The organism is Parapedobacter brassicae (assembly GCF_051400755.1).
GTDB lineage: Bacteria > Bacteroidota > Bacteroidia > Sphingobacteriales > Sphingobacteriaceae > Parapedobacter.
On sequence record NZ_JBLFFL010000004.1, the window covers coordinates 175,822 to 199,676 of the forward strand.

Consider the following 23,855-nt stretch of genomic DNA (forward strand, 5'->3'; position numbering starts at 1 on the left):
AAATTGCTGTAGAGATTTTCACTAAACACAACATGAGATGAAAGCAATTAAATCACTAGCAATCGCTTTAGTATCGACAGCCTTTTTGACCGCTTGCAACAATACCGGGCGTGATGACCACCAAGATCAGGATACGATGGAAACCGTGCCTCCAGTAGATACGATGGGGACGGATACCCTGACAAACGATACATTGTAATAAAACATGCTTTCAAGGGTATCATAAACCGCTCATCAACGAGCGGTTTTTTTTGTGCGCACATCGCGTCAAGGCGGAGCATCCCCCCTATCGGTTCCTATCCTGTCAGAAATCCGCTACATTATCTGATTATCACGTGGTTTATGTTTGTATAGCAACTACACGTTCATACCTTTGACCCACTTATGGAACAGATCCTCCAACTAAATATTAGCCCTACTTACTACCAAGGCGGTATATGGATTTAAGGGTATTTATCGTCGACGATGACGTCATGTTAGGTAAGATACAAAAAGCATTGGTAAAATCGGTGTGGCCATTTGACGAACCCATTGTATGCTATGACGGCATCAGTGCGCTTGAGCTTATCGATCGGGAAGCAGCCTCGAACAAAAAGATATTGATACTGCTTGATCTCAATATGCCTGAAATGGATGGCTGGGGGGTCCTAGATCTTTTGCGTGGCAAACCGTACTGCAAGGATGTGTGGGTAATCGTCAATACCTCATCTGAAGAAGCCGCGGACGAAATCAGGTCAAAATCATATACGCAAGTGATTGCTTTCAGTAAAAAGCCACTGACAAGTGAAACACTGCGTAAGTTAATGACACAGAAACCACTGGTCTTGTTTTGCTAAGGAAAGGAATATACCATTGGATGCCGGTAAAACATATGGAATTGACATCAGTTTTGAGGAGCTCAAGTTACCGCTACACCATGATGTGCTGATTCTCGCAAAAAATGCGGCACAGGGCAGGCGTGGGCTGGGCAAGTCATTGGACCTGCTGACGCCGGGAACGTTTCAGACGGTGGATACGAATATAGGACATGAACGCATAGCCGCTGTTTTTATAAACCGAAATCTCCTTGCCAAAATTCCGATTGAACGCATGATGTGGGTATTACAACGGCATGTTTTTGACCACGTTGCAGATGGTGAATTAATGCAGGTAGATGTGAAGGTGCGGATCTCGATAAACAATATTAATGGATAAGCGGAGGTACCTGATTTATGAACATAAAGACACTGGTAACCAAGCAATATGTGACACTTGATGCGTATACCGGAACCAGTGCTGCTAAGGAGCTGTTGCGAACACAAGATGCCATCGTCTTGCTGGAAAATAACCAACCCATCGGCATACTCACGGCGGTTGACCTAGCCATGAAACAGCATCGGTTACTGATTGATTGTATGACTAGCAAACCAATGGTAATCGCTACTGAATCGTTGGGGGGTGTACTGGATCTGATGGAAACAAGCGGAAATACGGCGCTCCCCGTCACCCATGAAGACCGTTTTTATGGTATTATTAAACAGGCGGACATACTTTCTTACCTGTATACTAACCATGAAAAGCAGAAGATTGCATTGCTGGCGGCAGCGCATGATCTATATAGCCCGATAGCGACGATCAGCATGGTCGGAACCCTCCTGAAAGCCGACCCAGCACTGAACAAACATCAATACTTGATCGATAAGCTAAGTCAAACCTGTGAATACGCGCATGTGCTCATTCAGGATATACTCGCCACCGAACAATCTCAAAGCGAAACCCTCACGCTTCAGGATGAAAATCTGGATGATCTGGTTGGCGCATGCATTGATTCTTTAACTGACAAACTGGAAAGTAAACGGCTCGTTTTATCGAAACAACTGTATGGCAACAAAACCATCAAGGCTGACCGCCTGAAGCTCACGCGTGCAATCAGCAACATCCTCTGGAACAGCATCAAGTTTACGCAGCCGGGTGGGATGATCAGCCTGTCTACTCGGGAGGCAGCCGGAAATCGGGTATCACTTATTGTCCGGGATACCGGCATCGGTATTCCAGAAGCGATGCGGGAACGGATATTCGACCAGTTTACGGAAGCCAGGCGGCCAGGTACTGCGGGTGAACCGACTACTGGATTGGGGCTATATCTGACCAAAACCATCATTGAATCTCATGGGGGGACAATCGAGATGGAAAGCGATGGAGAAACGGGTACCAGCTTTACGGTTTCGCTGCCGATTGAAAACCGCTCCAAACCAATCAATGGATCACTTTTCTGATCTGCGGGGTCGATAAACAAAAAATCCCTGTCTCATCGCTGAAACAGGGACTCGCCCCAATGGGATTAGGGGCTATCAACCTAAACCTATCACAAAGGTAAGAAAAAAATCTGGATCAGGCGGAAAAATTTACTGCTCTCAACAGGCTTGCCACTTGCAAACAATGACAATTCTTTTGATTAGCTTCGTCCCGAAATGACAACACCGTCGAAAAGCTCGCTCCAACGATTTGCATATTTCTCGGCAGGCGTCCTCTTCGCCATCTTATGGGCATCGGCATCGGCGGCAACTAAAATCGGCTTACAATCGGCTCAACCGTTTGTCATTGCCCTCGCGCGTTTTGCACTGGCGGCGGCGATCATGCTGGGGGTTACTCACCTGATCCTGCGCCAGCCCATTCCTTCGGGTAAACAGATTTGGCGCCAACTCTTCATTTACGGGCTATTGAATGTAGGACTGTACCTCGGCCTGTATGTGCTGGCCATGCAAGAGGTATCGGCCGGTCTGGGCACTTTGTTTGTAGCAGCCAACCCGGTGCTCATCCTGCTGATCAGTGCGCTGTGGTATAAACAACGGGTCAGCTGGGGCAGTATCCTCAGTTTCGTTTTATGCATCGCAGGCATGCTGCTGGCGGCCTATCCTCTATTCCTAAATAGCTATGCCAGTTGGCAGGGCATCGGTATTCTTTTTCTAAGTATGCTCTCCTATTCAGCAGGGGCGATTTATTTCGCCCGGCGGACGTGGGGCGACCTGCATATCCTCACCATCAATGGTTGGCAGACGCTGATCGGCGGGACCTGCCTGCTCCCGTTTATGCTCTTCTTCTTCGATGCTTCGGCAAATACGTTTGACGGGCGTTGGTGGGGTGCCGTGGCATGGCTGGCGATACCCGTATCCATCGTTGCGGTACTCCTGTGGCTGTATCTGCTCCGCGATAATCCCGTCAAAGCGTCGACGTGGCTATTCCTATGCCCCATCGCGGGCTTTGCCATTGCCGCTGTCCTCATGAACGAACCGATCTCCTGGCACACCTTCGGTGGTGTATTGCTGGTGATGGTAGGCCTGTATCTGGTACAGCGGATGAAGCGATAAAACGGGTGAATGGTGTGAGATTTTTGCAAAAATCTGCTATCTTTCGTCCATGAAAGCATGGGTTTATTGGACACTGTCGCTGATGACCGCTTCGGTGGCATACGGCCAAGAGCAACACCGGCAGGTCAGTTATTTTCCTCCCGCCGCGGCATGGGAATACCGGAGTCCGGCACAGCTGGACCTGGATGCGCAGGCGATTGCGCAGGCTGTTGATTTTGCTGAGAGCCACGAAGCGAAGACCGTGCGCGAGGGTCCGCTGGCACAGTTTCATAGCTTTGGCAAGGAACCCCTGAGCGACCCGATCGGGCCGCTGAAGGATCGCGGGGGGGCTACTGGCCTCATCATCTATAAGGGATATCTTGTAGCGGAATGGGGCAATCCTTCCCGTGTGGATATAACCCATAGTGTCACGAAAAGCTTCTTGTCTACGGTGGTAGGTCTGACGGTGGATAGTCAGCTGATCGGTAGCACAGCAGACACCATCGCTAACGCCATGCCACCAATCGAGATCTATCGCCCAAACGGTGATGAGCAGCCCGAATTGATCTACCCTTTTGAATCTGCGCACAACCGCAAGCTGACTTGGGAGGTAATGCTTAGGCAAACCAGCGATTGGGAGGGCACCTTGTGGGATAAACCGGACTGGGCGGATAGGCCGCAGGGCGATGCGGATCAATGGAAGACTCGGCCGCGCAACGACCCCGGTACGGTGTGGAAATATAACGATGTGCGGGTGAATGCGCTGGCATTGGCGGCGACGGTGGTCTGGCGGAAGCCGCTGCCCGAGGTGCTGAAAGCGCGGATCATGGACCCGATCGGCGCATCCAATACCTGGCACTGGGCGGGCTATAGCAACTCGTGGATCGTACTCAACGGGCAGCCGATCCAGGCAGTGAGCGGCGGCGGACACTGGGGCGGCGGCATGTTTATCAACGCATATGACATGGGGCGCTTCGGCTTGCTGACCCTGCACCGGGGCAACTGGAATGGCAAGCAGCTTATCAGCGAGCAATGGGTGAAACAGGCGTTGACACCCACGACGGCCAATACCGGATACGGGTACATGAATTGGTTTTTGAATACGGGTAAGAAAATGCTCCCCTCGGCTCCCGAGCATGCATGGGTGCATATCGGTAATGGCACAAATATGATCTATTGCGATCCGCAACATGACCTGGTCGTGGTAGCCCGATGGATCGCAAGCGCGGAAATGGACGGCTTGATCAAGCGTGTGCTGAATGCCTTCCCCGCAGGCGAAGCGCTTCGGTAAACGTACTGGCAAGCTTTGATACAACAAATCGCTCCGTTATCTGTTAGCGAAAAATAGGGATAGGAGGTGGATATGCGATTTGAAATTCCGGATTTTACCTTACTGACAGCGTTGATACCCAATAATGCTTCGCTAAAGGGCAGGGTAGTAATTTTTCATTTTCCGACGAATACGATTTTGGAATTGGTCGAATCGAGTAATATGCTGGTTAATTATGTTAGTCCCCGCTATGAATGGGAACGGATAAATAAATACGGCGAAATCAGCAATTATACGTTTTTCGTACACCGGTTTATTACGGACGACCTCACCGACGTATTCGAAAAAGCGAAGATATGGTACCAAAACATGATGGATTGGATGGATGACAACAGCGATTCGCTCGACGACTTTTTGAACGATCGGGAAAAAGGCTCCGACGATCTGCCTAATTAAAACAAACGCAACTGAACTCCTGCTTCGCCGGCTTTTGCAGTAGGTAGCTCAAAATTGGAAACGCCCACGCCGAGCAGGCGTACTTTTTTATCTTCCAGATCGGCCTTCTCGATGATGGACCTGACGGTTTGGAAAAGGGCAGCCTCGTCATTGATCAATGCTGGAAGCGAATGACTGCGGGTCATGATGGTAAAGTCATGAAACTTGAACTTGATGGTGACTGTCCGCCCTTTCAATTGCGCGCGCTGCAGCCTGACCGCCAGCTTGGCCGTGAGCCGCGCTAACTCGACCAACATATCATCGACAGTGGTGAGGTCCTGTTGATAGGTGTCTTCTACGCTTACGGACTTGGTTTCGCGGTGGGGCTGCACCTCCCGGCGATCAATGCCTCGCACGATCTGATAATAAAACTTGCCGAGCTTGCCGAAATGCTGTACCATCGCCGCTTCGGATAGCCGCTTGAGATCGGCCCCGGTATGGAACCCCATGGATTTCATCTTCGTGGCAGTGACATTGCCAACGCCGTAAAACTTCTCTACAGGCAGCTGCGCCATGAAGGCCTCGATCTTGGATGGACCAATGAACGTCAACCCATCAGGCTTGTGCATATCCGATGCGATCTTGGCGACAAACTTATTGATGGAAACGCCCGCAGAGGCCGTAAGCTGCAATTCATCCCGGACGGCTTGCTTGATCTGTTTGGCAATGTCGATGGCGGAACCCACGCCCGCCTTGTCATGGGTAACATCTAAATACGCTTCATCCAATGACAGCGGCTCGATGAGGTCTGTAAACCGGCGGAAAATCTCGCCCAACTGACGGGATGCGGCCTTGTAAGCATCAAAACGGGGCAAGACGAAAATCGCATCGGGACACAGGCGCTGCGCGGTCTTAGACGGCATGGCCGAGCGCACCCCATATTTCCTGGCCTCGTAGCTCGCGGTGGCGACTACTCCACCGCGGCCTTCGGGAAGACCCCCGACGATAAGCGGCTTGCCCCGGTATTCGGGGAAGTCGCGCTGCTCTACGGAAGCATAAAATGCATCCATATCGATATGAATGATTTTGCGTTGTTCCATAACTACCGAACTACCTATACAATGTTAACAACAATAAGAGATAAATCCACATTGAAACTTTTTAATGACTGACAAAGCAGATAAAAAGGCATTTGCACTTCGCATCAATGCAGACATGCTGAAAGCACTGGAGGAATGGGCGGCGGAAGAATTCAGAAGCACCAATGGCCAAATTGAATTCCTGCTGGCCCAAGCCTTAGCACAGCGCAAACGCGCGAAAAAAAAGGATACAGACTAAGGTAGCTTAACCTTGTAAAGCGTATAAGGGAACTCCACCTTGCTTTCGCCATCGTTCCACTGCGGGTCCCGTTGCAATTGGGCACAGGAGACGTATAGGCAACCGTCGGTACCGATACCAAAGGAGTCCGGCCAAAGCAGCCGCGAATCTTTGACCAACGTGTGCAGCTTGCCATCCGGACTCAAAAAGGAGATGCTGTAGTCCATCGAGGTCGTCAAGAAAATATTGCCATCGGCATCGGCTTCCAATCCGTGGGTGACGCCCACCGTTCCCACATCTTCCACATGGCCGGCCAGTTCGCCGTCAGTCAACGAACTATCCGCCAAATACTGGGTCTCGATACGAAAGAGATGGGTTTGATTAATGGGTTTGAAATAGAAATAACGGAAATCCTTGGTGAGTGCTATGCTATTTACATGGGATGAAAAAGGTTTCCCATCTACACTGCGCATTTCTTTCCCATCATATGCGAGGACGACGTTTGGATCAGCCAGTGTAAAGGGCGTTCCTTTCAATACCGTCCGCGACTTGCCCGTCTGTAAATCCAGGACGACGATCGCTGCCTGCCCCGGATCGGACAGATAGGCCAAGCGCTTTTCGGTATCCACGCGAACGTCGTTTAACGCGGCTTGGCTTTTATCGAGGTCATCAAATGTAAAAATCCGATCGACCTGATTGGTTTTGGTGCTGATCTTGACCAGCTTGAATTGGCCTTCGGGCGCTTTATCGGTGGACTGTCCGCCAAAGATAGACCCACCGGGAGCAGGCTTGGTATCGAGCACCCAAAGGTAATCTTCGGCATCCACAAATAAATCCTGAACACTGGCGAAGTGGGTATCAGGGTCGCCAGGTGTATTCCACGTCTCGTCGGGATAAGGAATGGCCTTACCGTCTACCACCTCGGTAAGCGCATGCTTATATGCCCCGCCGCGATTGGGGAACGAGACAAAAACACGGTTGGCTGATGAAACGCCCACGCCGATCGCTCGGTATTCGCCGAAAGAAGCTACTGGAATCAGCTCTTCGCTGTGGAAGCGGGGTTGGGCGACGACGCTCCCCTGAACGGCCATCGCGAGCAGGAATAACATTGTTTTAGTCATGTCTGTTTCACTGTTTATGTAGACGTGCTGGTTAAAGATAAGGATTTTTAGGGGATCGTTGTCATTTGCATATGAAAAACGAGTTGCCTATGTTTGATCGGTAGACTGCATCATCAGCATGAACATACGCGCATATGAAAAAAAAGACTGGGATTCCATCCTGGCCATCTTCTCGAAAGCTAAACCCGACGAGTTCAGGGGAGAAACGGCCATCATGGATATTGTGCCACTGGAGGATGACCAGGATCTCATGAATGCATTCGAGGACAGCGATGTTTATGTGGCCGAAAAAGATCACCGCGTGGTCGGGTTCGTAGGGTATAGCGGGCAGTTGATTTCATTTTTATTTGTAGACCCCCACCATTACCGCCAAGGTATCGGCTCGGGCCTTTTGAAGCACATCCTCCGGCGAATTGATGGCCGAGCGTGGTTGCTTGTCCTGAAATCGAACCAGCCTGCGATAAACCTGTATACCAAATTGGGGTTCGTCGTGCTGGAAGAGTTCATCGGTAAATACACGGGGGAGGTGAGCGTCGCCGTGTTGAAGCTTGCGTTTAGACGAGAAACTTCATCCAAGACTTAGCCCCACCCGTCTTTGAACCCATGCATATCGAGCAGGTCTTGCGGTACACCATCCCACACGCCGGGTCGATTACCCATGTAACCGATGTCCTTCACGCCGATCTCGCTGGTGAAAAAGCCAGAGGCCGTGAGGTTGCGCGTGAGACCAAAAAACGCTACACCCTGCGCCATCTCCGGCCGTGCCTTGGCTGGGTAAGCGATGTCATCTACCAGCTCGAGCTGTTGTGCTTCGCTGCAATCGACAAACACGGTGCCATACCGGCGCTGGCTCTGCAGATCCAGCCATTTGAGTCCGCCCCGCATGGGGGTCTGATAGGTGGGGATATCCTTGACCATAAATTCGATAAACGCCGGGACGCCGGCATCAGTAGCACTGCCCGAAACATCATCCGCGGGGATGATGATATCAGCCAGTACGGCTAACGTAGCCAGTTCATGTGCATTGAAGAACTGCTCGGCCGCTAGGCGTTGGTTGCGCGCGTGCTCCACGTCCTGCACGCCCGGAAGTTGCTCCCCCACGGCGGATGCCGCGTCCTGTTCTTTGGTCGCCGGTCCGCAGGCATTTACCAGCAGGGCACTTCCTGCTGCCGCAAGCCCCAGCGCTTTGATGGAATCTCTTCTATTCATAATCGTAATGATTTGATTTTTTAGATGTTTAATTTCGCACGTTGATCCAAAATATAGTCAGCTGTGCGCATCGACAGCGCCAGGATCGTCCACGTCAGGTTTTTGTCGCCCTGCTGCACAAACGGCCCTGCATCTACCACGAATAGGTTGCGGCAATCATGCGCTTGGCTCCACTTGTTGAGCACCGATGTCTTCGGATCATCACCCATGCGCGTGGTGCCCCCCTCGTGGATGATTTTCCCTGGGGCTTCCAAGCCATACAGCGTTTCGGGTCCGGGCATGGGCGACGTGACAACGGCGCCCATCTCATGTAGCACACTTTGGAAAGTCTCCTGCATGTGCTTGGCCTGTGCCACCTCCTCGGCGGCCCACTTATAATGGAAGCGCAGCACGGGAATGCCGTACTTATCCACACGTGCCGGATCTATTTCACAATAGTTATCATGCCGCGCGAGGGCTGTGCCCCTACCGGCCATGCCTACGCCCGCTCCATAAAACCGTCGATAGTCTGCCTTCAATGACGCCCCGTATCCGCCCTGTTCGCGTTGCTGCCCGTCTTTGGTGGGCACGAGGTGGTTTACTCCCGGCACCCAGTCGAGGAAGCCATACGAAGGCATGTGCAAGCCGCCACCATATTCGATATGATACCCGCGGGGAAAACTCAACTTGCTATTGTCCAGCCACCATGGGGAATAGATGTGCACGCTGCCTACACCATCTTCGTTGTAGCGCTTGCGATCAAGCAGTTGCGGAAGGAACCCGCCAGCGCTGGCACCGGTAGAATCATGCAGATAGCGCCCCACCAGCCCACTACTATTGCCCAGGCCGCCCGGGTGTGCCGCCGATTTGGAGTTGAGCAACAGGCGTGCGCTCTCGCAGGCACTGGCGCCGAGCACCACCAGCTTGCCCCTTACGGTATGCTCTTGCAGATCTCGCGTATCCACATAGGAAACACCGGTGGCCTGCCCTTCGTCATTGGTCAACACCTCGCGCACCATCGCATGGTCGATAACCGTAAGGTTGCCGGTCTTCATTGCGGGTATCACCAGACAAGAAGAGGAAGAGAAATCGGCATACACTCGGCACGCCCTTCCGCATTGCCCGCAGTAGAAACATGTGCCGCGCCCTTCCGATCCGGGTAGCGCCTCCGTAAGGACCGACCCCCTACCCGTGATGACGGGAACACCCGCTTTCGTTGCACCGCGCTTGATGTATAGTTCATTGAGCCGGGGTTTAGGCGGTTTTAAAAAGATGCCGTCAGGTTCGTTGTGGATGCCTTCTACCGTGCCATAGATGCCGATCATGCGATCTACGCGGTCATAGTAAGGTTTGACCTCATCGTACGTGATCGGCCACTCGGCCGTAACCCCGTCTGTAGGTTTGAAATCATCGGGACCCATGCGCAACGAGATACGCCCCCAGTGATTGGTACGGCCACCCAGCATCCTTGCCCTAAACCATTCAAATGCCGTACCCGTTGCCCTGGTGTACGGCTCCCCATCGAGCTCCCACCCGCCATAGGCCGCATCGAAGTCGCCAAATGGCCGCGTGGTGCTCGCACCGCGACGGGGCGACTCCCACGGCCAGCGCAGTTGCAAGGTATCTTTTGCCGGATCGAAAAAAGGTCCCGCTTCCAACATCAGCACCTTCAGGCCTGCGTTGGCCAAGACATAACCTGCCATACCGCCCCCTGCACCCGAGCCCACTACGACAGCATCGTATACTGTAGGATTTTCTTTGATTTGATAAGAAATCATAATCGTTGGTTTATCTTCATAATGTTTAGTTTGATCGGCTCCGCCATGGCAGACGAAGCCCATCTGCTTCAAACTTAGATAAAGTTGCTTCGAAATGCAAACTTAATCACGTGAAATAAAAAAGCAACGTTATTCGCTGCGGCCTGCTTCCATAGGTGCTCATGAATGCTACGCATTTATCGATCTCTCCTCTGCCATTGAGAACGGCGAAGCCCTCTTGAACACCATTGAAAAAGAAATTGTTCAAGTGAAAAAACAACTTTTATAGAGGAAATATAATAGATATTTAGATATTGACCATAATCTTCAAAAGAATCACCGAACGAATGAACCCTACGGCGTTCACCTAATCCGATAAAAGTAGTACTTTCGTTGGAACTTTGAGCAAGTTTCGGATTGTGCAGGACGACCAAGGTCACGATCTTTGTCAGGTACCATCACTCCATGTCATGAACGAACAAGAGACCATCAACTATAATCGGATCGCAGTAGCGATTGATTATATCAAACAACATTTTAAGGAGCAACCTTCCCTCGAGGAGGTAGCCGAACAAGTACACCTAAGTCCCTACTATTTCCAGCGGCTTTTTACCGAATGGGCGGGCACCAGTCCCAAAAAATTCCTCCAGTATATCAGCATGCAACACGCGAAGCACCTCTTGAAAGAGCGGCAGGCGACCCTATTTGAAACCGCCTTCGAAACCGGTCTATCGGGCACGAGCCGCCTGCATGACCTATTCGTCAATATCGAGGGGATGACACCAGCGGAATACCGAAACGGGGGGCAGCAGCTGGTCATCCGATACAGCTTTGCCGAAAGCCCTTTTGGAAATCTCATCGTAGCTGCGACCAGTAAGGGGATCTGCTATATGGCCTTCTACGAAGACGAATGGATGGCCGTGGAGGGGTTGAAGCGCAGTTTTCCCCATGCGGCGTTTGAGAACGAGCGGGACGCGATACAGGAAAATGCCTTAATCATTTTCCGAAACGACTGGAGCAAACTTTCCGAAATCAAGCTGCACCTGAAAGGTACAGACTTTCAATTGAAAGTCTGGGAGGCGCTACTCAAAATCCCAATGGGCAAACTCGCTACCTATGGCCTTATTGCCGAAGGAATCGGCAGTCCCGCCGCTTCGAGGGCCGTGGGAACCGCCATCGGCAGCAACCCCGTGGCCTACCTGATCCCTTGCCACCGGGTCATCCAATCGACCGGCCACATCGGGGGCTATATGTGGGGCAGCACACGAAAAACAGCCATTATCGGCTGGGAAAGCGCACAAATGGAACGACAAGATGAAGTTATTTGAAGACGTGATCGACGAAACACGGAACCTGCTGCCCCGGGATGGTACGGTACAGTACTATGGTCAACTGCTTCCGCCCCGGGCGGCGGACTACTACCTCGAGCGTTTACTATCCACCATCCCATGGAGGCCTGACGAAGCCGTAATCTTCGGCAAGCACTACCTCACCAAACGAAAGGTGGCCTGGTATGCCGACGTACCTTATGAATATACCTATTCGAATACCACCAAGCGGGCACTGATGTGGACAGCCGAATTGCTGAAACTAAAAACGCTGGTAGAGGCAAAAACGGGTGAGCGCTTCAACTCATGCCTACTGAACCTCTACCACGCTGGTGATGAGGGCATGGCGTGGCATAGCGACGACGAGAAAGACCTGAAGAAAAACGGAGCCATCGCCTCCTTAAGCCTGGGGGCCGAGCGAAAGTTTGCCTTTCGCCATAAGCAGACGAAGGAAACGGTATCCATGGTGCTGCCCCACGGCAGCCTGTTGGTCATGAAGGACACTACCCAGACCCACTGGCTGCATCGCCTGCCACCGACGACAAAGGTCAAGCAGCCGCGGGTGAACCTGACCTTCCGGATGATGTTGGGTTAATAACGCGCGTTGAGAAAGTCCGCTAATTTGGATACCGCAATGGAGCGATGACTAATGGCATTTTTCTCAGCGGGAGTCATCTGGGCAAATGTCCGGTCATACCCCAGGGGGGTAAACAACGGGTCATAGCCGAAACCACCGGTACCCTGGCGTTCGTAGCCGATTTCGCCTTCGACAATCCCCTCGAAAAAATGTTCCTCCTCTCCGATCTGCAAAGAAATGACCGTGCGGAAACGCGCACGGCGATTGGCCTGGCCACCCAGCCGCTCAAGCAGCAACTCGATGTTTTTTTCCATATCCCTCGTGCCCGAATAACGGGCAGAATACACCCCAGGCGCGTTATCCAATGCCGCTACCTCTAGGCCGGAATCATCCGCGAAGCAATCGTATCCATATCGGGTACGCAGGAACGTGCTTTTCTGCGACGCATTGGCCTCAAAGGTATCTCCCGTCTCGGGGATCTCCTCATGACAGCCGATGTCGGCCAGCGTGAGGAGGGGGAATTGGTTGCCAACTACGGCTTGCACCTCTTCCAGCTTATGGGCATTGTTGGTAGCAAATACCAATTGAATCATATTAGCAAGGTCTTGATGGTTGTCCAAAAATGACGTTTCTTCTCGGCGTCTATCAGCATCTCGTCAAATGCATAGGTATGGAACACCGTGATGCCCCGATAGTCGGCGACGAGCGGTGATAAGGGAATTTCGAATCCCAAAGATTGCGGGGGAAGCCCGAGGCAAACCATCACCTTCGGCTCAAAAAAAGACAGCAGGTCTTCCTTCGAAGGAAGCGCCGTCAACGCACCTACATTCAATACCGCAACGTCGGCCGCGGTCAACTTCAATGCGGCCAAGGTCTTGATAAACGCATCCAATGCGGCGTCCGACATCCATTCGTATTGCTGCTCTTGCGTCAAAAACAGGTAGCGGCGCTTGTTTTCGCCATAAAACGGAAAAAGAGGGGCCGAGAGCTGCTCAGGCGCACGCACAGCTTGCTCACGGCCTGTGGCGGATTCGACCGGTTCACCTACATCGAAAATGGTTTCCGTCATCAGGTAGCGGAGTGCTATGGGATCCGTTGTATGCATACCTACTGTCCCAACACCCATGCGAATATCAACGGAGCCACAATGGTCGCATCGGATTCGACGATGTATTTTGGCGTGTGAATATCCAATTTGCCCCAGGTAATCTTCTCATTGGGTACGGCTCCTGAATAGGATCCATAGGAAGTCGTGGAATCCGAAATCTGGCAGAAGTAACTCCAGAATGGGATATTTTCCATTTCCATGTCCTGGTAAAGCATGGGCACCACACAGATCGGAAAATCGCCGGCGATGCCGCCCCCGATTTGGAAAAATCCTACGCCTTTGCCAGCAGAGTTGTTGATGTACCAATCCGACAAGAAGGTCATGTATTCGATACCGCTTTTCATGGTGGAAGCCTTCAGCTCGCCCTTGATGACATACGATGCGAAGATATTGCCCATGGTGCTATCTTCCCAACCGGGAACGACGATGGGCAGGTTTTTCTCGGCAGCTGCCAGCATCCAGGAGTTTTTCGGGTCGATCTCGTAATATTGCTCCAACACACCGCTGTTGAGCATTTTATACATGTATTCATGCGGGAAATAACGCTCCCCAGCTGTTTCCGCTTCCTTCCATATCTGATGGATGTGCTGTTGGAGACGGCGGAAAGCCTCTTCTTCGGGGATACAGGTATCGGTAACCCGATTGTAATGGTTTTCCAGCAGGTCCCATTCATCTTGCGGACTGAGATCGCGGTAATTCGGCACCCGCTTGTAATACGAGTGGGCCACCAAATTCATGACGTCCTCTTCGAGGTTAGCCCCCGTGCAACTGATGATGGCCACCTTGTCTTGGCGGATCATTTCGGCGAGGGAAATGCCCAGCTCGGCGGTACTCATCGCGCCGGCTAACGTGATCATCATCTTCCCGCCGGCATCCAAGTGCGCCTCATAGCCTTTGGCAGCATCTACCAATGCTGCCGCATTGAAATGCAGGTAATGCTGTTCGATAAATTGGGATATAGGTCCCCTTACGTTACTCATCGCTTTTTGTGCTTGATTCTGTGCCTGCAAAAGTACGGTTTTATAGACGAAGTTAGAAGCATGAAATACGAAGTACCCCTCATCACACCTGCCAGCGCTCGCACCCGCGCAAAAACGTCTCATCGACATCCGCACCGATGCCGGGGACCTCGGGCAAGGAAATGCGATACCCGTCAAATTGCACCCCACCAACGATGGGGTCTTCCAAATGCCCGATCATGCAGGTATCCATATCAAAGAACTGCACATTAGCAGCGGCATACGCAAAATGCACTTTAGCTGACAAGGCCAGGCGGCTTTCCAGCATGCCACCGATCATACAGGGAATCCCGTATGCGTTGGCCGCCTCTTGGATGCGGAGGGCTTCGGCGATACCGCCGGATTTGGAAAATTTGATATTGATGTAGTCGCAGGCACGCTGATCGCCCAGCCGGATAGCATCGTGGTGGTCGTAGCAGCTTTCGTCGGCCATGATGGGGATCGTAGTCTCCTTGCGCAGTTGCGGCAACAAGTGGTCGTTATAGCTGCGCATGGGCTGCTCGCAAAACTCAATACCAAATGCCTCCAACCCCTGTAAGGCCATGACGGCTTCCTCATAACGCCATCCTTGATTGGCGTCGATCCGAATGGGAAGTGCATCGTCAACGGCATCGCGGATTGCCTTGATGCGTGCGATATCCGCTTGGGGTTCCTTGCCCAGCTTCACCTTGAGCACTTCGGCGCCCTGCGCTTTGAATGTCAGCGCCTTGGCAGCCATCTCTTCGGCACTGCCGATACCCACCGTGATGTCGGTAACGATGTCCCGAACAGTGCCATCCAGATAGCGGTACAAGGGCACCCCGGCATGTTTGGCGGTTAAATCGTACAAGGCCATATCAAATGCACTTTTGATGGTGCTATTTTTGGCAATGAAGGCATCCAACTCGGCCAGCCGCTCTTCAATAGCCAGTGGATCCTTGCCTTTCCACAACCGTGCAAACTCCCGGGCAAGTACCAAACAGGTGTCCTGCGTCTCCCCCACAATCATCGGAAAGGCCGAGCACTCGCCCACGCCGAAAATGCCTGCATCCGTATGTATTTTGATAAAGGTATTTTGTGCATAATCCATCGTGCCGGTAGCGATGACAAAAGGCTCCATCGGGATGCTGAAGCGGTAAATCTCGGTATGGGTGATTTTCATTTTTGGCTATTTTCTCGTTGTTTGGTGTTTTTTTCGGGCCGAAATTACTGTTTTTTTATGACCAATGGGGAAAAATGACGTTTACAAAGTCGGTAACGCAGTCGCGGTTTTATTAACAGTTTATCAAAAATCGATATAAATAATAGGTAATTATCAATAAATAAAATAAAAATTTGAAAATAATTAAATTATCTCCGAAATAATGACTATTTTAGCAAATTAAATACAGCTAACTAAACAGAATGACTGGTAAATTGAGACAACAGGAGGGGCTCTATCTGTCTGATTTCGAGCGTGATGCTTGCGGAGTTGGATTCATTGCAAACGTGAAGGGCAACAAAACGCACAACCTGGTGCGGGATTCGCTGACGATGCTGGAAAATATGGAGCACCGCGGTGCCTGTGGTTGCGACCCGGAAAGCGGCGATGGTGCAGGCATTATGATTCACCTACCTCACGAGTTTCTTTGGGAGGAATGCATCACGCTGGGCATCCAACTGAATGAGCCTGGCTATTATGGAACGGGCATGGCTTTCTTACCCAAAAATGAGGAGGCCAATCAGATGTGCCGGCAAATCATACAAGACGCGGCGGAAGATAGGGGAATGGAATTCTTGGGATTCAGGCGGGTGCCTGTAAACCCGGAAGGAATTGGCAGCACCGCATTGAGCGTGGAGCCGGAAATCGTACAGTTTTTCGTTGCACGGCCGGCGGGTGTGACTAATGTAACGGATTTTGAGCGGAAGCTCTTCGTACTGAGGCGACTCATCGCCAAGAAAGTGAGAGAAACGGAAGCATTGACCGAAGAGCTATACATCGCCTCGCTATCTTGCAAGGTGATCGTCTATAAAGGGCAGCTGACCACCTATCAGGTCAGCACGTATTTTCCGGACCTATCGGATGAGCGTGTGGTATCGGCCTTTGGCCTGATCCACTCCCGTTTCTCTACCAATACATTCCCTTCATGGCAATTGGCGCAGCCTTTCCGCATGTTGGCTCACAATGGAGAGATCAATACATTGACGGGCAACCTCAACTGGTTTTATGCGGGCTTGCGCTCCCTATCTTCTCCCTATTTTACCGAAGAAGAGATGGAAATATTGCTGCCCGTGGTGGATGGACACCAGTCTGACTCGGCCTGCTTGGATAACGTGGCGGAATTGCTGTTGCACAGTGGCCGCAGCATTGCACATGCAATGCTGATGATGGTGCCTGAGGCTTGGGATGGAAACACCCACATGGACCCGCTCAAAAAAGCATTCTATGAATACCACGCCACGCTGATGGAACCCTGGGATGGGCCAGCGGCGCTCTGCTTCACCGATGGCTCCATCATCGGCGCCATGCTGGACCGGAATGGCCTACGGCCGTTGCGCTTTGCGGTGACCTCGGATGACCGTGTCATCGTCGCTTCCGAAGCGGGAGCGCTGCCGGTAGACGAAAACATGATCATCAGAAAAGGGCGCCAGCAGCCAGGCAAAATTCTGCTCATTGATATGGAGCGAGGCGAGATCCTCTCGGACGAGCAGGTGAAGAACGAACTCGCCAGCAAACAGCCTTATGGCGACTGGCTGAATCAATATAAAATCCGCATGGAGGAGCTCGCTGAGCCGCGGGTAAGCTTCACTTATCTCTCTAAGGAATCGGTTTTCAAATACCAGCAGATATTCGGTTACTCCCGGGAGGATGTCGAAGGCATCATCACACCGATGGCCTTGGACGCCAAGGAACCGGTAGGCTCCATGGGCACCGACGTGCCGCTGGCGGTGCTCTCTGATCATCCGCAACACTTGTCCAGCTATTTCAAGCAGTTCTTTGCACAGGTGACCAACCCGCCCATCGACCCGATACGGGAGCGATTGGTGATGAGCCTGGCCACCTTTATCGGCAATGCAGGCAATATTCTCGATGAAGACAAGATGCATTGCCACTGCGTGGCGCTCGAACACCCGATATTGACCAGCAGGGAGCTCGAAAAGCTCCGCAGCATTGATACTGGTATTTTCCAGGCCAAGACACTGCAATGTTATTTCAACGCCACTGGTCAGCCCGGCGCCCTTGAAGACGGGCTGAACCGCCTCTGCCGCTACGCGGAAGATGCGGTACGGGATGGGTTTGAGGTGATCATTCTCTCCGACCGCGCCATCGACTCGCAGCATGCCGCTATCCCGTCGCTACTGGCCGTATCTGCCGTGCACCACCACCTGATCAAAACGGGTCACCGCGGCGCCGTGGGCTTGGTCGTGGAAGGCGGAGACGTATGGGAAGTGCATCATTTTGCTTGTTTATTGGCGTTCGGTGCCACGGCCATCAACCCGTACATGGCGCTGGCCACCATCCGTACGCTCAAGGAGCAAAAAATATTGGATACCGAGCTGACCTGGCCGCAACTGGCAAAAAACTATGTAAAGGCGGTGTCCGGCGGCTTGCTCAAGATCTTTTCGAAGATGGGCATCTCTACACTGCAATCGTATCATGGCGCTCAGATTTTTGAAGTGCTCGGCATCAATAAGGATGTAGTAGACCAGTATTTCTGTGGTGCGGTTTCCCGCATCGGCGGCTTGAACCTCGATGATATTGCACGCGAGGTATTGAGTAAGCATAACCGTGGATTTACCAGCTCACGCAACGCCAAGGACCTGCTGCCCGAGGGTGGCATATATCAATGGAAAAGAAGGGGCGAAGCGCACCTTTTCAATCCGCAGACGGTACATCTACTGCAACAGGCTTGCCGCACGGGCGACTATGAGATCTATAGGAAATATGCGGCGCTCATCAACAACCAACAGGAGCGCATGTATACCTTGCGTGGATTACTTGATTTCGCAAGGCATCGCACGCCGATTTCCGTTTATGAGGTGGAGCCAGCGGAGAACATTATGAAGCGCTTTGCCACGGGTGCCATGTCATTCGGGTCGATATCGCATGAGGCACACAGCACGTTGGCCATCGCGATGAACCGTATCGGCGGCAAAAGCAATACAGGAGAGGGCGGTGAAGACGAAATGCGCTATAAACCGCTGCCGAATGGCGACTCGATGCGGTCTGCCATCAAGCAAGTGGCCTCCGGCCGCTTCGGGGTGACCTCCCATTACCTCACGCAGGCTGATGAATTGCAAATCAAGATGGCGCAGGGCGCAAAACCGGGTGAAGGCGGACAACTGCCAGGCCATAAGGTGGATGAGTGGATCGCTAAAGTAAGGCACTCCACACCGGGTGTCGGACTGATCTCCCCTCCCCCACATCACGATATCTATTCCATTGAGGATTTGGCCCAGTTGATCTTTGACCTGAAAAACGCCAACCGCGATGCGCGGATAAACGTAAAACTGGTGTCCAAAGCGGGGGTGGGCACCATCGCGGCTGGGGTGGCCAAAGCACATGCCGATGTGATCCTCATTGCCGGATATGATGGAGGCACGGGCGCCTCGCCGATCAGCTCCATCAAACATGCCGGTCTGCCTTGGGAACTGGGTCTGGCTGAGTCGCATCAAACCTTGGTCAAAAATGGCTTGCGCAGCCGCGTCGTGCTGCAAACGGATGGGCAGCTTAAAACTGGAAGGGACATCGCGATCGCCACCCTGCTGGGTGCCGAAGAGTGGGGCGTGGCAACGGCAGCGCTCGTGGCCGGAGGCTGCATCATGATGCGCAAGTGCCACCTGAATACCTGTCCCGTAGGTGTGGCTACACAGGACCCCGAGTTGCGCAAACTGTTTACAGGCAAGCCGGAAGATATTGTGAACTTGTTTAGATTCCTTGCCGAAGAACTGCGTGAAATCATGGCGCAGCTTGGCTTTCGTACCATCAATGAGATGGTCGGCCGCGCCCAGTTTCTCAAGAAACGGGAAAATGTGAACCATTGGAAAGTCAATAAGCTCGACCTCTCAGGTGTCCTCTATGTGGCCCACAGCCGCAACGGCGACACCCTCTACCAGACGGAACAGCAAGACCATGGGCTGGATATGATTCTCGACTGGGGACTAGTCACCCAGGCCCGCAAGGCGCTGGAAAGCAAAACGCCGGTTTTTGGCACATTCAACGTGAAAAATACCGACCGCACCGTGGGCACCTTATTATCGAATGAGGTATCGAAAATATACGGCGGCGAGGGACTGCCGGACAACACCATCAACTACAAATTTACGGGCTCGGCAGGCCAGAGCTTCGGCGCCTTCGCGGCCAAAGGGTTGTCATTTGAATTGGAAGGTGAAGCCAACGACTACGTGGGCAAGGGGCTATCGGGAGCACAGCTGGCCATCTATCCTCCGCGGGATAACGAACGTATTGCGCATGAGCATATTATCATCGGCAACGTGGCCCTATATGGAGCCACCTCCGGCCACCTCTTTGTATGCGGACAAGCGGGCGAACGATTTGCCGTGCGCAACTCCGGCGCCACGGCAGTGGCAGAGGGTGTAGGCGACCACGGGTGTGAGTACATGACCGCTGGACGGGCGCTGATCCTCGGTGCTACAGGCCGCAATTTCGCCGCGGGCATGAGCGGGGGCATCGCTTGGGTGTACGACGTAGAAGGCACTTTCAGAGACAATTGCAACACGGAGATGGTAGACCTTGATCCGCTGGAGACTGAAGATGAAACGGCTATCATGGCCCTGCTCAAGCGGCACATCCACCTGACGGGAAGTAAACGCGCCACCCATATCCTCCAAAACTGGAAAACCGAGCGGGCTTGTTTCATCAAAGTGTTCCCAAGGGAATACAAGCAGGTGCTACGGGCAAAATTAATAGAAGCATAACGAACGATATAGACAGAAAGATGGGAAAACCAACCGGATTTAAAGAATTTGAACGGGCGCTTCCGAAGAAGGACGCCATTGCAAGCCGGAAGAAAAACTACCAGGAATTTGTGCACGCTTACAGTGACGATGAATTGAACAACCAGGCGGCGCGGTGCATGAATTGCGGCATACCTTTTTGCCATTCGGGCTGCCCACTAGGCAATGTGATACCCGAATTTAACGATGCGGTATATGATGGCAAATGGGAAGAAGCGTACCGGATTCTGGCATCGACTAACAACTTCCCCGAATTCACGGGTAGGATATGCCCCGCGCCATGCGAATCGGCCTGTGTGCTGGGCATCAACCGCCCACCGGTAGCGATTGAAGAGATTGAAAAGCACATCATCGAGATCGCCTTTAAGCGGGAATTTGTGAAAGCCCGGCCGACACATCTGAAGACCGGAAAACGTGTGGCCGTGGTGGGCAGCGGACCAGCGGGTCTTGCTGCTGCAGCGCAACTGATCAAAGTGGGGCATGAGGTAACGGTATATGAACGGGATGACAAACCCGGCGGACTGCTTCGCTACGGCATTCCTGATTTCAAACTGGAAAAATGGGTGATAGACCGTCGCATAAAGGTGATGGAAGAAGAGGGCGTAGTGTTCCGTTGCAACGCCGAGGTGGGGAAAAACGTGCCTGCCAGTGAGTTACAAGGCTATGACGCCGTGGTACTGGCCGGCGGATCGACGATTCCGCGTAACCTGAACATACCGGGACGGGAGCTCAAAGGGGTGCATTTTGCCATGGAATTTCTCAAACAGCAAAACAAGCGCGTAAGTGACGCCCCCTTCGAGCAAGAGGCGCTCTTAGCCACCGGCAAAAATGTATTGGTCATTGGTGGGGGTGACACGGGATCGGACTGCGTAGGCACCTCGAACCGCCATGGCGCTAAGTCGGTCACGCAATTTGAACTGATGCCCCAGCCACCCAAAAACCGTACGGAAGCGATGCCATGGCCCACGTATCCCATGCTGCTCAAGACCACCACATCACATGAAGAAGGCTGCGAGCGCTTCTGGAGCATCAGCACCAAGGAATTTATCGGCAACAGCAAGGGCAATCTCAAGGGTGCTCGGATAGTCGACCTGGAGTGGGAGCGCGATGCCTTGGGCCGCCCCACCAAGTTTGCCGAAGTAGCGGGTTCCGAACGGGAAATCCCGTGCGAACTGGTACTCCTGGCTATGGGTTTCGTACACCCGCAACACGATGGTTTATTGCAGCAGTTAGGTGTGGAACTGGACGAGCGGGGCAACGTGAAAGCGAAAGAAGGTGAATACCAAACCTCGGCGGAACGGATTTTCGTAGCGGGTGACATGCGTCGCGGACAGTCCCTCGTCGTATGGGCCATTTCAGAGGGTCGTGAATGTGCGCGCAAGGTAGACGAATACCTGATCGGCCACTCCGAATTGGAAAGCAAGGATGCGGTGTTTGACTATGCGTAACCGCCTAAGTAACTATCGCGCTTGATTTCTTTTTAGCGATCTGATACCGGATTACCGGATACACGAATACAGCACCCAGGATGATAATTGCGCCGGCATAGAAGCCGGCGCTCATTTTTTCGCGCTGACCGAAAAACAACCACGCCAGCAGAATCCCATATATCGGCTCCAGGTTGCTGGCCAGCGCCACACGGAATGCGCTGATCTCGCGCATCACTGAGACGGCGGCCACATAGGCCCCCGAAGTGCATACCGTACCCAATAACAACAAGTATAGCGTATCAGCTCCCGTTGGTTGCATTTCTCGGCCGAAGCCGCCCGAAACCAGCATAAACAGCGAAATCCAAACCCATGCACCGAACATCTCATACAAACTGATCATGGTGGCTTCGCTCTTTTTGATGAGCTTAGAATTGATCGTACCGAACAACGCCGCCGCTAAGGCTGCCAGCAGCCCCAGCACAATACCCCGCACATACTGCCCCTCAAATTTAAAGATCAGGTATATGCCGGCGATGATAAGCAGCCCCACCAACACTTCGGTCTTCGCGGTGCGCCGCTTATAGAATAAGGGCTCAATGATGGCCGTAAACAGGGTGACCGACGACAGGCATACCAGGGTGACCGATACCGTGGAGACCTTGATCGATTCAAAAAAAAGCACCCAATGCAACCCTACTAGTCCGCCAGTAAGAAAAAACTGCATAAAATCCCTGCGTTTGACGGCAAAGGACTGCCCCCTGTACCAAAAGTAAACGGCCAACGAAAGAAAGGCAATAAGCACCCGGTACCATACCAGGTGAATGGCCGAGATGGAGATGAGGTTGCCCAATATCCCCGTGAACCCCCACACGATCACGGTGACGTGGAGGATGAGCAGGTTGCGGCTGACCGTGAAATTTGCCATGGCGTAATGCTGGTTATTTTGGCGCCTTATATAACAGATAAAAGGCCAATGCCCCGAAAACGATGTTGGGAATAAATACCGCGATAATCGGCGGAAGCCCCCCTTTAAGTGAAAACATGGTCGAAAACTGGATGAATACAATATACGTGAAACTCAGGCCGATGCCAATACCTAAACTCAGGCCGATGCCGCCCCGCACTTTCTTGGAAGACAGGGCCACCCCCATCAAAGTGAGCACATAGGCTGCCAAAGGGGTCACGAAACGCCTGTATTTTTCCAGCAGCAGATCGGTCATCATTCCTGTGCCCCGGATTTCCTCCTTTTCAATACGGTCGTTGAGCTCGATCATGCTCATCGCGGTGAAGATATTATCATACACCTCGAAATCGCGGGGCGTCATGTCCAGTGTGGTGTCAAGCCGCGTGCCCTTGATCATCTCCTCGTTTAAAGAATCGATCTTCCGGATAGTATAATCTTCGATACGCCAATTATTTTTGATCGAATCCCAGGTGATGCGCTCAGCAATGAGCTTCTCTTTCATCTCGCCTTCGTCAAACTTTTCAAGCACGAATTTGTAACCTACCTTGGTCCTGTTGTCAAAATTATCGATGTAGACATAGCTGTCCCCATCGATCTGCATATGGGTAGAACTTTTGGTATTGTTTTCTACCGGTTTAATGTAAACCCGCTCAAACCCCACCTTCAATTTATTAGTACGTGGAATGATGTATACGCTGAATATAAAATTGAGGCAGAAGATGACGGTTGCCGCAATCATGTAGGGCCGCAGTAAGCGATTGAAGCTCATGCCGCCGCTCAAAATCGGCACGATCTCGGTTTGATCTGCCATCTTCGCGGTGAAAAAGATCACCGCGATGAAATTGATCAATGGCGATAGCATATTGAGGTAAAACGGCACAAAGCCGGCGTAATACTCCAACACGATCTTGGAAACCGGTGCCTTGTGCTTCATGAAGTCGTCCAGCCGTTCGGATACATCAAACACCACCGCGACCACCGTAAAGATGGCCATGGTAAACACGAAGGTACTGAGGTACTTCTTGATGATGTACTGATCGATGATATTAAACGACGACTGCAGCCACTTGACCATACG

Annotated in this window: 23 protein-coding genes; 13 read left to right on the plus strand and 10 right to left on the minus strand. The window is 52.3% G+C overall.

The features are described from left to right. Positions 1-37 precede the first annotated feature (37 nt). The 7 genes from ACMGDE_RS13315 to ACMGDE_RS13345 all read left to right on the plus strand — a co-directional run bounded on the left by ACMGDE_RS13315 (position 38) and on the right by ACMGDE_RS13345 (position 5,052). Complete coding sequence (locus ACMGDE_RS13315; protein ID WP_436833299.1) at positions 38-199, plus strand: hypothetical protein; 162 nt, start codon at positions 38-40, stop codon at positions 197-199. A gap of 238 nt (positions 200-437) precedes the next feature. After that, the gene (locus ACMGDE_RS13320; protein ID WP_436833300.1) at positions 438-836 is read left to right on the plus strand and encodes a response regulator; all 399 of its coding nucleotides are present in this window, start codon (positions 438-440) and stop codon (positions 834-836) included. 16 nt (positions 837-852) lie between these two features. Next, positions 853-1,194 (plus strand): hypothetical protein, encoded by a 342-nt coding sequence (locus tag ACMGDE_RS13325; protein WP_436833301.1) that lies wholly within the window; start codon positions 853-855, stop codon positions 1,192-1,194. 17 nt (positions 1,195-1,211) lie between these two features. Further along, the gene (locus ACMGDE_RS13330) at positions 1,212-2,255 is read left to right on the plus strand and encodes an ATP-binding protein (protein WP_436833302.1); all 1,044 of its coding nucleotides are present in this window, start codon (positions 1,212-1,214) and stop codon (positions 2,253-2,255) included. 195 nt (positions 2,256-2,450) lie between these two features. After that, entirely contained in the window at positions 2,451-3,347 is an 897-nt protein-coding gene (locus ACMGDE_RS13335; protein ID WP_436833303.1) for a DMT family transporter, read from the plus strand. 49 nt (positions 3,348-3,396) lie between these two features. Continuing rightward, complete coding sequence (locus ACMGDE_RS13340; RefSeq protein WP_436833304.1) at positions 3,397-4,617, plus strand: serine hydrolase domain-containing protein; 1,221 nt, start codon at positions 3,397-3,399, stop codon at positions 4,615-4,617. 66 nt (positions 4,618-4,683) lie between these two features. Next, complete coding sequence (locus ACMGDE_RS13345) at positions 4,684-5,052, plus strand: hypothetical protein (RefSeq protein WP_436833305.1); 369 nt, start codon at positions 4,684-4,686, stop codon at positions 5,050-5,052. Here ACMGDE_RS13345 and dinB read toward each other — a convergent pair. Next, a complete protein-coding gene (gene dinB, locus ACMGDE_RS13350) occupies positions 5,049-6,131 on the minus strand; it encodes a DNA polymerase IV (protein ID WP_436833306.1) in 1,083 nt (360 codons plus the stop codon). The genes ACMGDE_RS13345 and dinB overlap by 4 nt on opposite strands. 64 nt (positions 6,132-6,195) lie before the next feature. Between dinB and ACMGDE_RS13355 the strand changes: the two genes are divergently transcribed. Continuing rightward, positions 6,196-6,369, plus strand: a complete 174-nt coding sequence (locus ACMGDE_RS13355) for a type II toxin-antitoxin system antitoxin (RefSeq protein WP_436833307.1) — start codon at positions 6,196-6,198, stop codon at positions 6,367-6,369. Here the strand turns inward: ACMGDE_RS13355 and ACMGDE_RS13360 are convergent. Continuing rightward, positions 6,366-7,469 (minus strand): L-dopachrome tautomerase-related protein, encoded by a 1,104-nt coding sequence (locus ACMGDE_RS13360; RefSeq protein WP_436833308.1) that lies wholly within the window; start codon positions 7,467-7,469, stop codon positions 6,366-6,368. The two genes, ACMGDE_RS13355 and ACMGDE_RS13360, sit on opposite strands and share 4 nt — an antisense overlap. Positions 7,470-7,587: 118 nt before the next feature. Here ACMGDE_RS13360 and ACMGDE_RS13365 point away from each other — a divergent pair, with 118 nt between their 5' ends. Continuing rightward, a complete protein-coding gene (locus tag ACMGDE_RS13365; protein ID WP_436833309.1) occupies positions 7,588-8,052 on the plus strand; it encodes a GNAT family N-acetyltransferase in 465 nt (154 codons plus the stop codon). Here the strand turns inward: ACMGDE_RS13365 and ACMGDE_RS13370 are convergent. After that, on the minus strand, positions 8,049-8,678 hold the full coding sequence (locus tag ACMGDE_RS13370; protein ID WP_436833310.1) for a gluconate 2-dehydrogenase subunit 3 family protein: 630 nt from the start codon (positions 8,676-8,678) through the stop codon (positions 8,049-8,051). The genes ACMGDE_RS13365 and ACMGDE_RS13370 overlap by 4 nt on opposite strands. Before the next feature lie 20 nt (positions 8,679-8,698). After that, complete coding sequence (locus ACMGDE_RS13375) at positions 8,699-10,435, minus strand: GMC family oxidoreductase (RefSeq protein ID WP_436833311.1); 1,737 nt, start codon at positions 10,433-10,435, stop codon at positions 8,699-8,701. A gap of 449 nt (positions 10,436-10,884) precedes the next feature. Between ACMGDE_RS13375 and ACMGDE_RS13380 the strand changes: the two genes are divergently transcribed. Beyond that, positions 10,885-11,742 carry a methylated-DNA--[protein]-cysteine S-methyltransferase gene (locus ACMGDE_RS13380; protein WP_436833312.1) on the plus strand — a complete coding sequence of 286 codons (858 nt, stop codon included), beginning with the start codon at positions 10,885-10,887 and terminating at the stop codon, positions 11,740-11,742. Beyond that, positions 11,729-12,337: an alpha-ketoglutarate-dependent dioxygenase AlkB family protein gene (locus ACMGDE_RS13385; protein WP_436833313.1), complete on the plus strand. Its 609-nt coding sequence runs from the start codon at positions 11,729-11,731 to the stop codon at positions 12,335-12,337. The genes ACMGDE_RS13380 and ACMGDE_RS13385 overlap by 14 nt, the downstream gene beginning before the upstream one ends. Here the strand turns inward: ACMGDE_RS13385 and rdgB are convergent. The 4 genes from rdgB to ACMGDE_RS13405 all read right to left on the minus strand — a co-directional run bounded on the left by rdgB (position 12,334) and on the right by ACMGDE_RS13405 (position 15,587). Next, the gene (gene rdgB, locus ACMGDE_RS13390; protein WP_436833314.1) at positions 12,334-12,912 is read right to left on the minus strand and encodes an RdgB/HAM1 family non-canonical purine NTP pyrophosphatase; all 579 of its coding nucleotides are present in this window, start codon (positions 12,910-12,912) and stop codon (positions 12,334-12,336) included. The genes ACMGDE_RS13385 and rdgB overlap by 4 nt on opposite strands. Next, entirely contained in the window at positions 12,909-13,424 is a 516-nt protein-coding gene (locus tag ACMGDE_RS13395) for a hypothetical protein (protein ID WP_436833315.1), read from the minus strand. The genes rdgB and ACMGDE_RS13395 overlap by 4 nt, the downstream gene beginning before the upstream one ends. 2 nt (positions 13,425-13,426) lie before the next feature. Beyond that, entirely contained in the window at positions 13,427-14,407 is a 981-nt protein-coding gene (locus ACMGDE_RS13400) for a deoxyhypusine synthase family protein (protein ID WP_436833316.1), read from the minus strand. 82 nt (positions 14,408-14,489) lie between these two features. Further along, the gene (locus ACMGDE_RS13405) at positions 14,490-15,587 is read right to left on the minus strand and encodes a mandelate racemase/muconate lactonizing enzyme family protein (protein ID WP_436833317.1); all 1,098 of its coding nucleotides are present in this window, start codon (positions 15,585-15,587) and stop codon (positions 14,490-14,492) included. Positions 15,588-15,829: 242 nt separating this feature from the next. Between ACMGDE_RS13405 and gltB the strand changes: the two genes are divergently transcribed. Then, positions 15,830-20,344 carry a glutamate synthase large subunit gene (gltB, locus tag ACMGDE_RS13410; protein ID WP_436833318.1) on the plus strand — a complete coding sequence of 1,505 codons (4,515 nt, stop codon included), beginning with the start codon at positions 15,830-15,832 and terminating at the stop codon, positions 20,342-20,344. A gap of 20 nt (positions 20,345-20,364) precedes the next feature. Next, complete coding sequence (locus tag ACMGDE_RS13415) at positions 20,365-21,831, plus strand: glutamate synthase subunit beta (RefSeq protein ID WP_436833319.1); 1,467 nt, start codon at positions 20,365-20,367, stop codon at positions 21,829-21,831. Positions 21,832-21,835: 4 nt separating this feature from the next. On the opposite strand, the gene ACMGDE_RS13420 is transcribed toward ACMGDE_RS13415, so the two are convergent. Then, on the minus strand, positions 21,836-22,738 hold the full coding sequence (locus tag ACMGDE_RS13420) for a DMT family transporter (protein WP_436833320.1): 903 nt from the start codon (positions 22,736-22,738) through the stop codon (positions 21,836-21,838). A 13-nt stretch (positions 22,739-22,751) separates the two neighbouring features. Continuing rightward, positions 22,752-23,852, minus strand: coding sequence for an LptF/LptG family permease (locus tag ACMGDE_RS13425; protein WP_436833321.1), 1,101 nt, complete (start codon positions 23,850-23,852; stop codon positions 22,752-22,754). Positions 23,853-23,855 lie beyond the last annotated feature (3 nt).

Coding starts and splice junctions, on each gene's coding strand:
- ACMGDE_RS13315 (WP_436833299.1), top strand. CDS start 38: ATGAAAGCAATTAAATCACTAGCAATCGCTTTAGTATCGACAGCCTTT.
- ACMGDE_RS13320 (WP_436833300.1), top strand. CDS start 438: ATGGATTTAAGGGTATTTATCGTCGACGATGACGTCATGTTAGGTAAG.
- ACMGDE_RS13330 (WP_436833302.1), top strand. CDS start 1,212: ATGAACATAAAGACACTGGTAACCAAGCAATATGTGACACTTGATGCG.
- ACMGDE_RS13335 (WP_436833303.1), top strand. CDS start 2,451: ATGACAACACCGTCGAAAAGCTCGCTCCAACGATTTGCATATTTCTCG.
- ACMGDE_RS13340 (WP_436833304.1), top strand. CDS start 3,397: ATGAAAGCATGGGTTTATTGGACACTGTCGCTGATGACCGCTTCGGTG.
- dinB (WP_436833306.1), bottom strand. CDS start 6,131: ATGGAACAACGCAAAATCATTCATATCGATATGGATGCATTTTATGCT.
- ACMGDE_RS13355 (WP_436833307.1), top strand. CDS start 6,196: ATGACTGACAAAGCAGATAAAAAGGCATTTGCACTTCGCATCAATGCA.
- ACMGDE_RS13360 (WP_436833308.1), bottom strand. CDS start 7,469: ATGACTAAAACAATGTTATTCCTGCTCGCGATGGCCGTTCAGGGGAGC.
- ACMGDE_RS13365 (WP_436833309.1), top strand. CDS start 7,588: ATGAACATACGCGCATATGAAAAAAAAGACTGGGATTCCATCCTGGCC.
- ACMGDE_RS13370 (WP_436833310.1), bottom strand. CDS start 8,678: ATGAATAGAAGAGATTCCATCAAAGCGCTGGGGCTTGCGGCAGCAGGA.
- ACMGDE_RS13375 (WP_436833311.1), bottom strand. CDS start 10,435: ATGATTTCTTATCAAATCAAAGAAAATCCTACAGTATACGATGCTGTC.
- ACMGDE_RS13380 (WP_436833312.1), top strand. CDS start 10,885: ATGAACGAACAAGAGACCATCAACTATAATCGGATCGCAGTAGCGATT.
- ACMGDE_RS13385 (WP_436833313.1), top strand. CDS start 11,729: ATGAAGTTATTTGAAGACGTGATCGACGAAACACGGAACCTGCTGCCC.
- rdgB (WP_436833314.1), bottom strand. CDS start 12,912: ATGATTCAATTGGTATTTGCTACCAACAATGCCCATAAGCTGGAAGAG.
- ACMGDE_RS13395 (WP_436833315.1), bottom strand. CDS start 13,424: ATGCATACAACGGATCCCATAGCACTCCGCTACCTGATGACGGAAACC.
- ACMGDE_RS13400 (WP_436833316.1), bottom strand. CDS start 14,407: ATGAGTAACGTAAGGGGACCTATATCCCAATTTATCGAACAGCATTAC.
- ACMGDE_RS13405 (WP_436833317.1), bottom strand. CDS start 15,587: ATGAAAATCACCCATACCGAGATTTACCGCTTCAGCATCCCGATGGAG.
- gltB (WP_436833318.1), top strand. CDS start 15,830: ATGACTGGTAAATTGAGACAACAGGAGGGGCTCTATCTGTCTGATTTC.
- ACMGDE_RS13415 (WP_436833319.1), top strand. CDS start 20,365: ATGGGAAAACCAACCGGATTTAAAGAATTTGAACGGGCGCTTCCGAAG.
- ACMGDE_RS13420 (WP_436833320.1), bottom strand. CDS start 22,738: ATGGCAAATTTCACGGTCAGCCGCAACCTGCTCATCCTCCACGTCACC.
- ACMGDE_RS13425 (WP_436833321.1), bottom strand. CDS start 23,852: ATGGTCAAGTGGCTGCAGTCGTCGTTTAATATCATCGATCAGTACATC.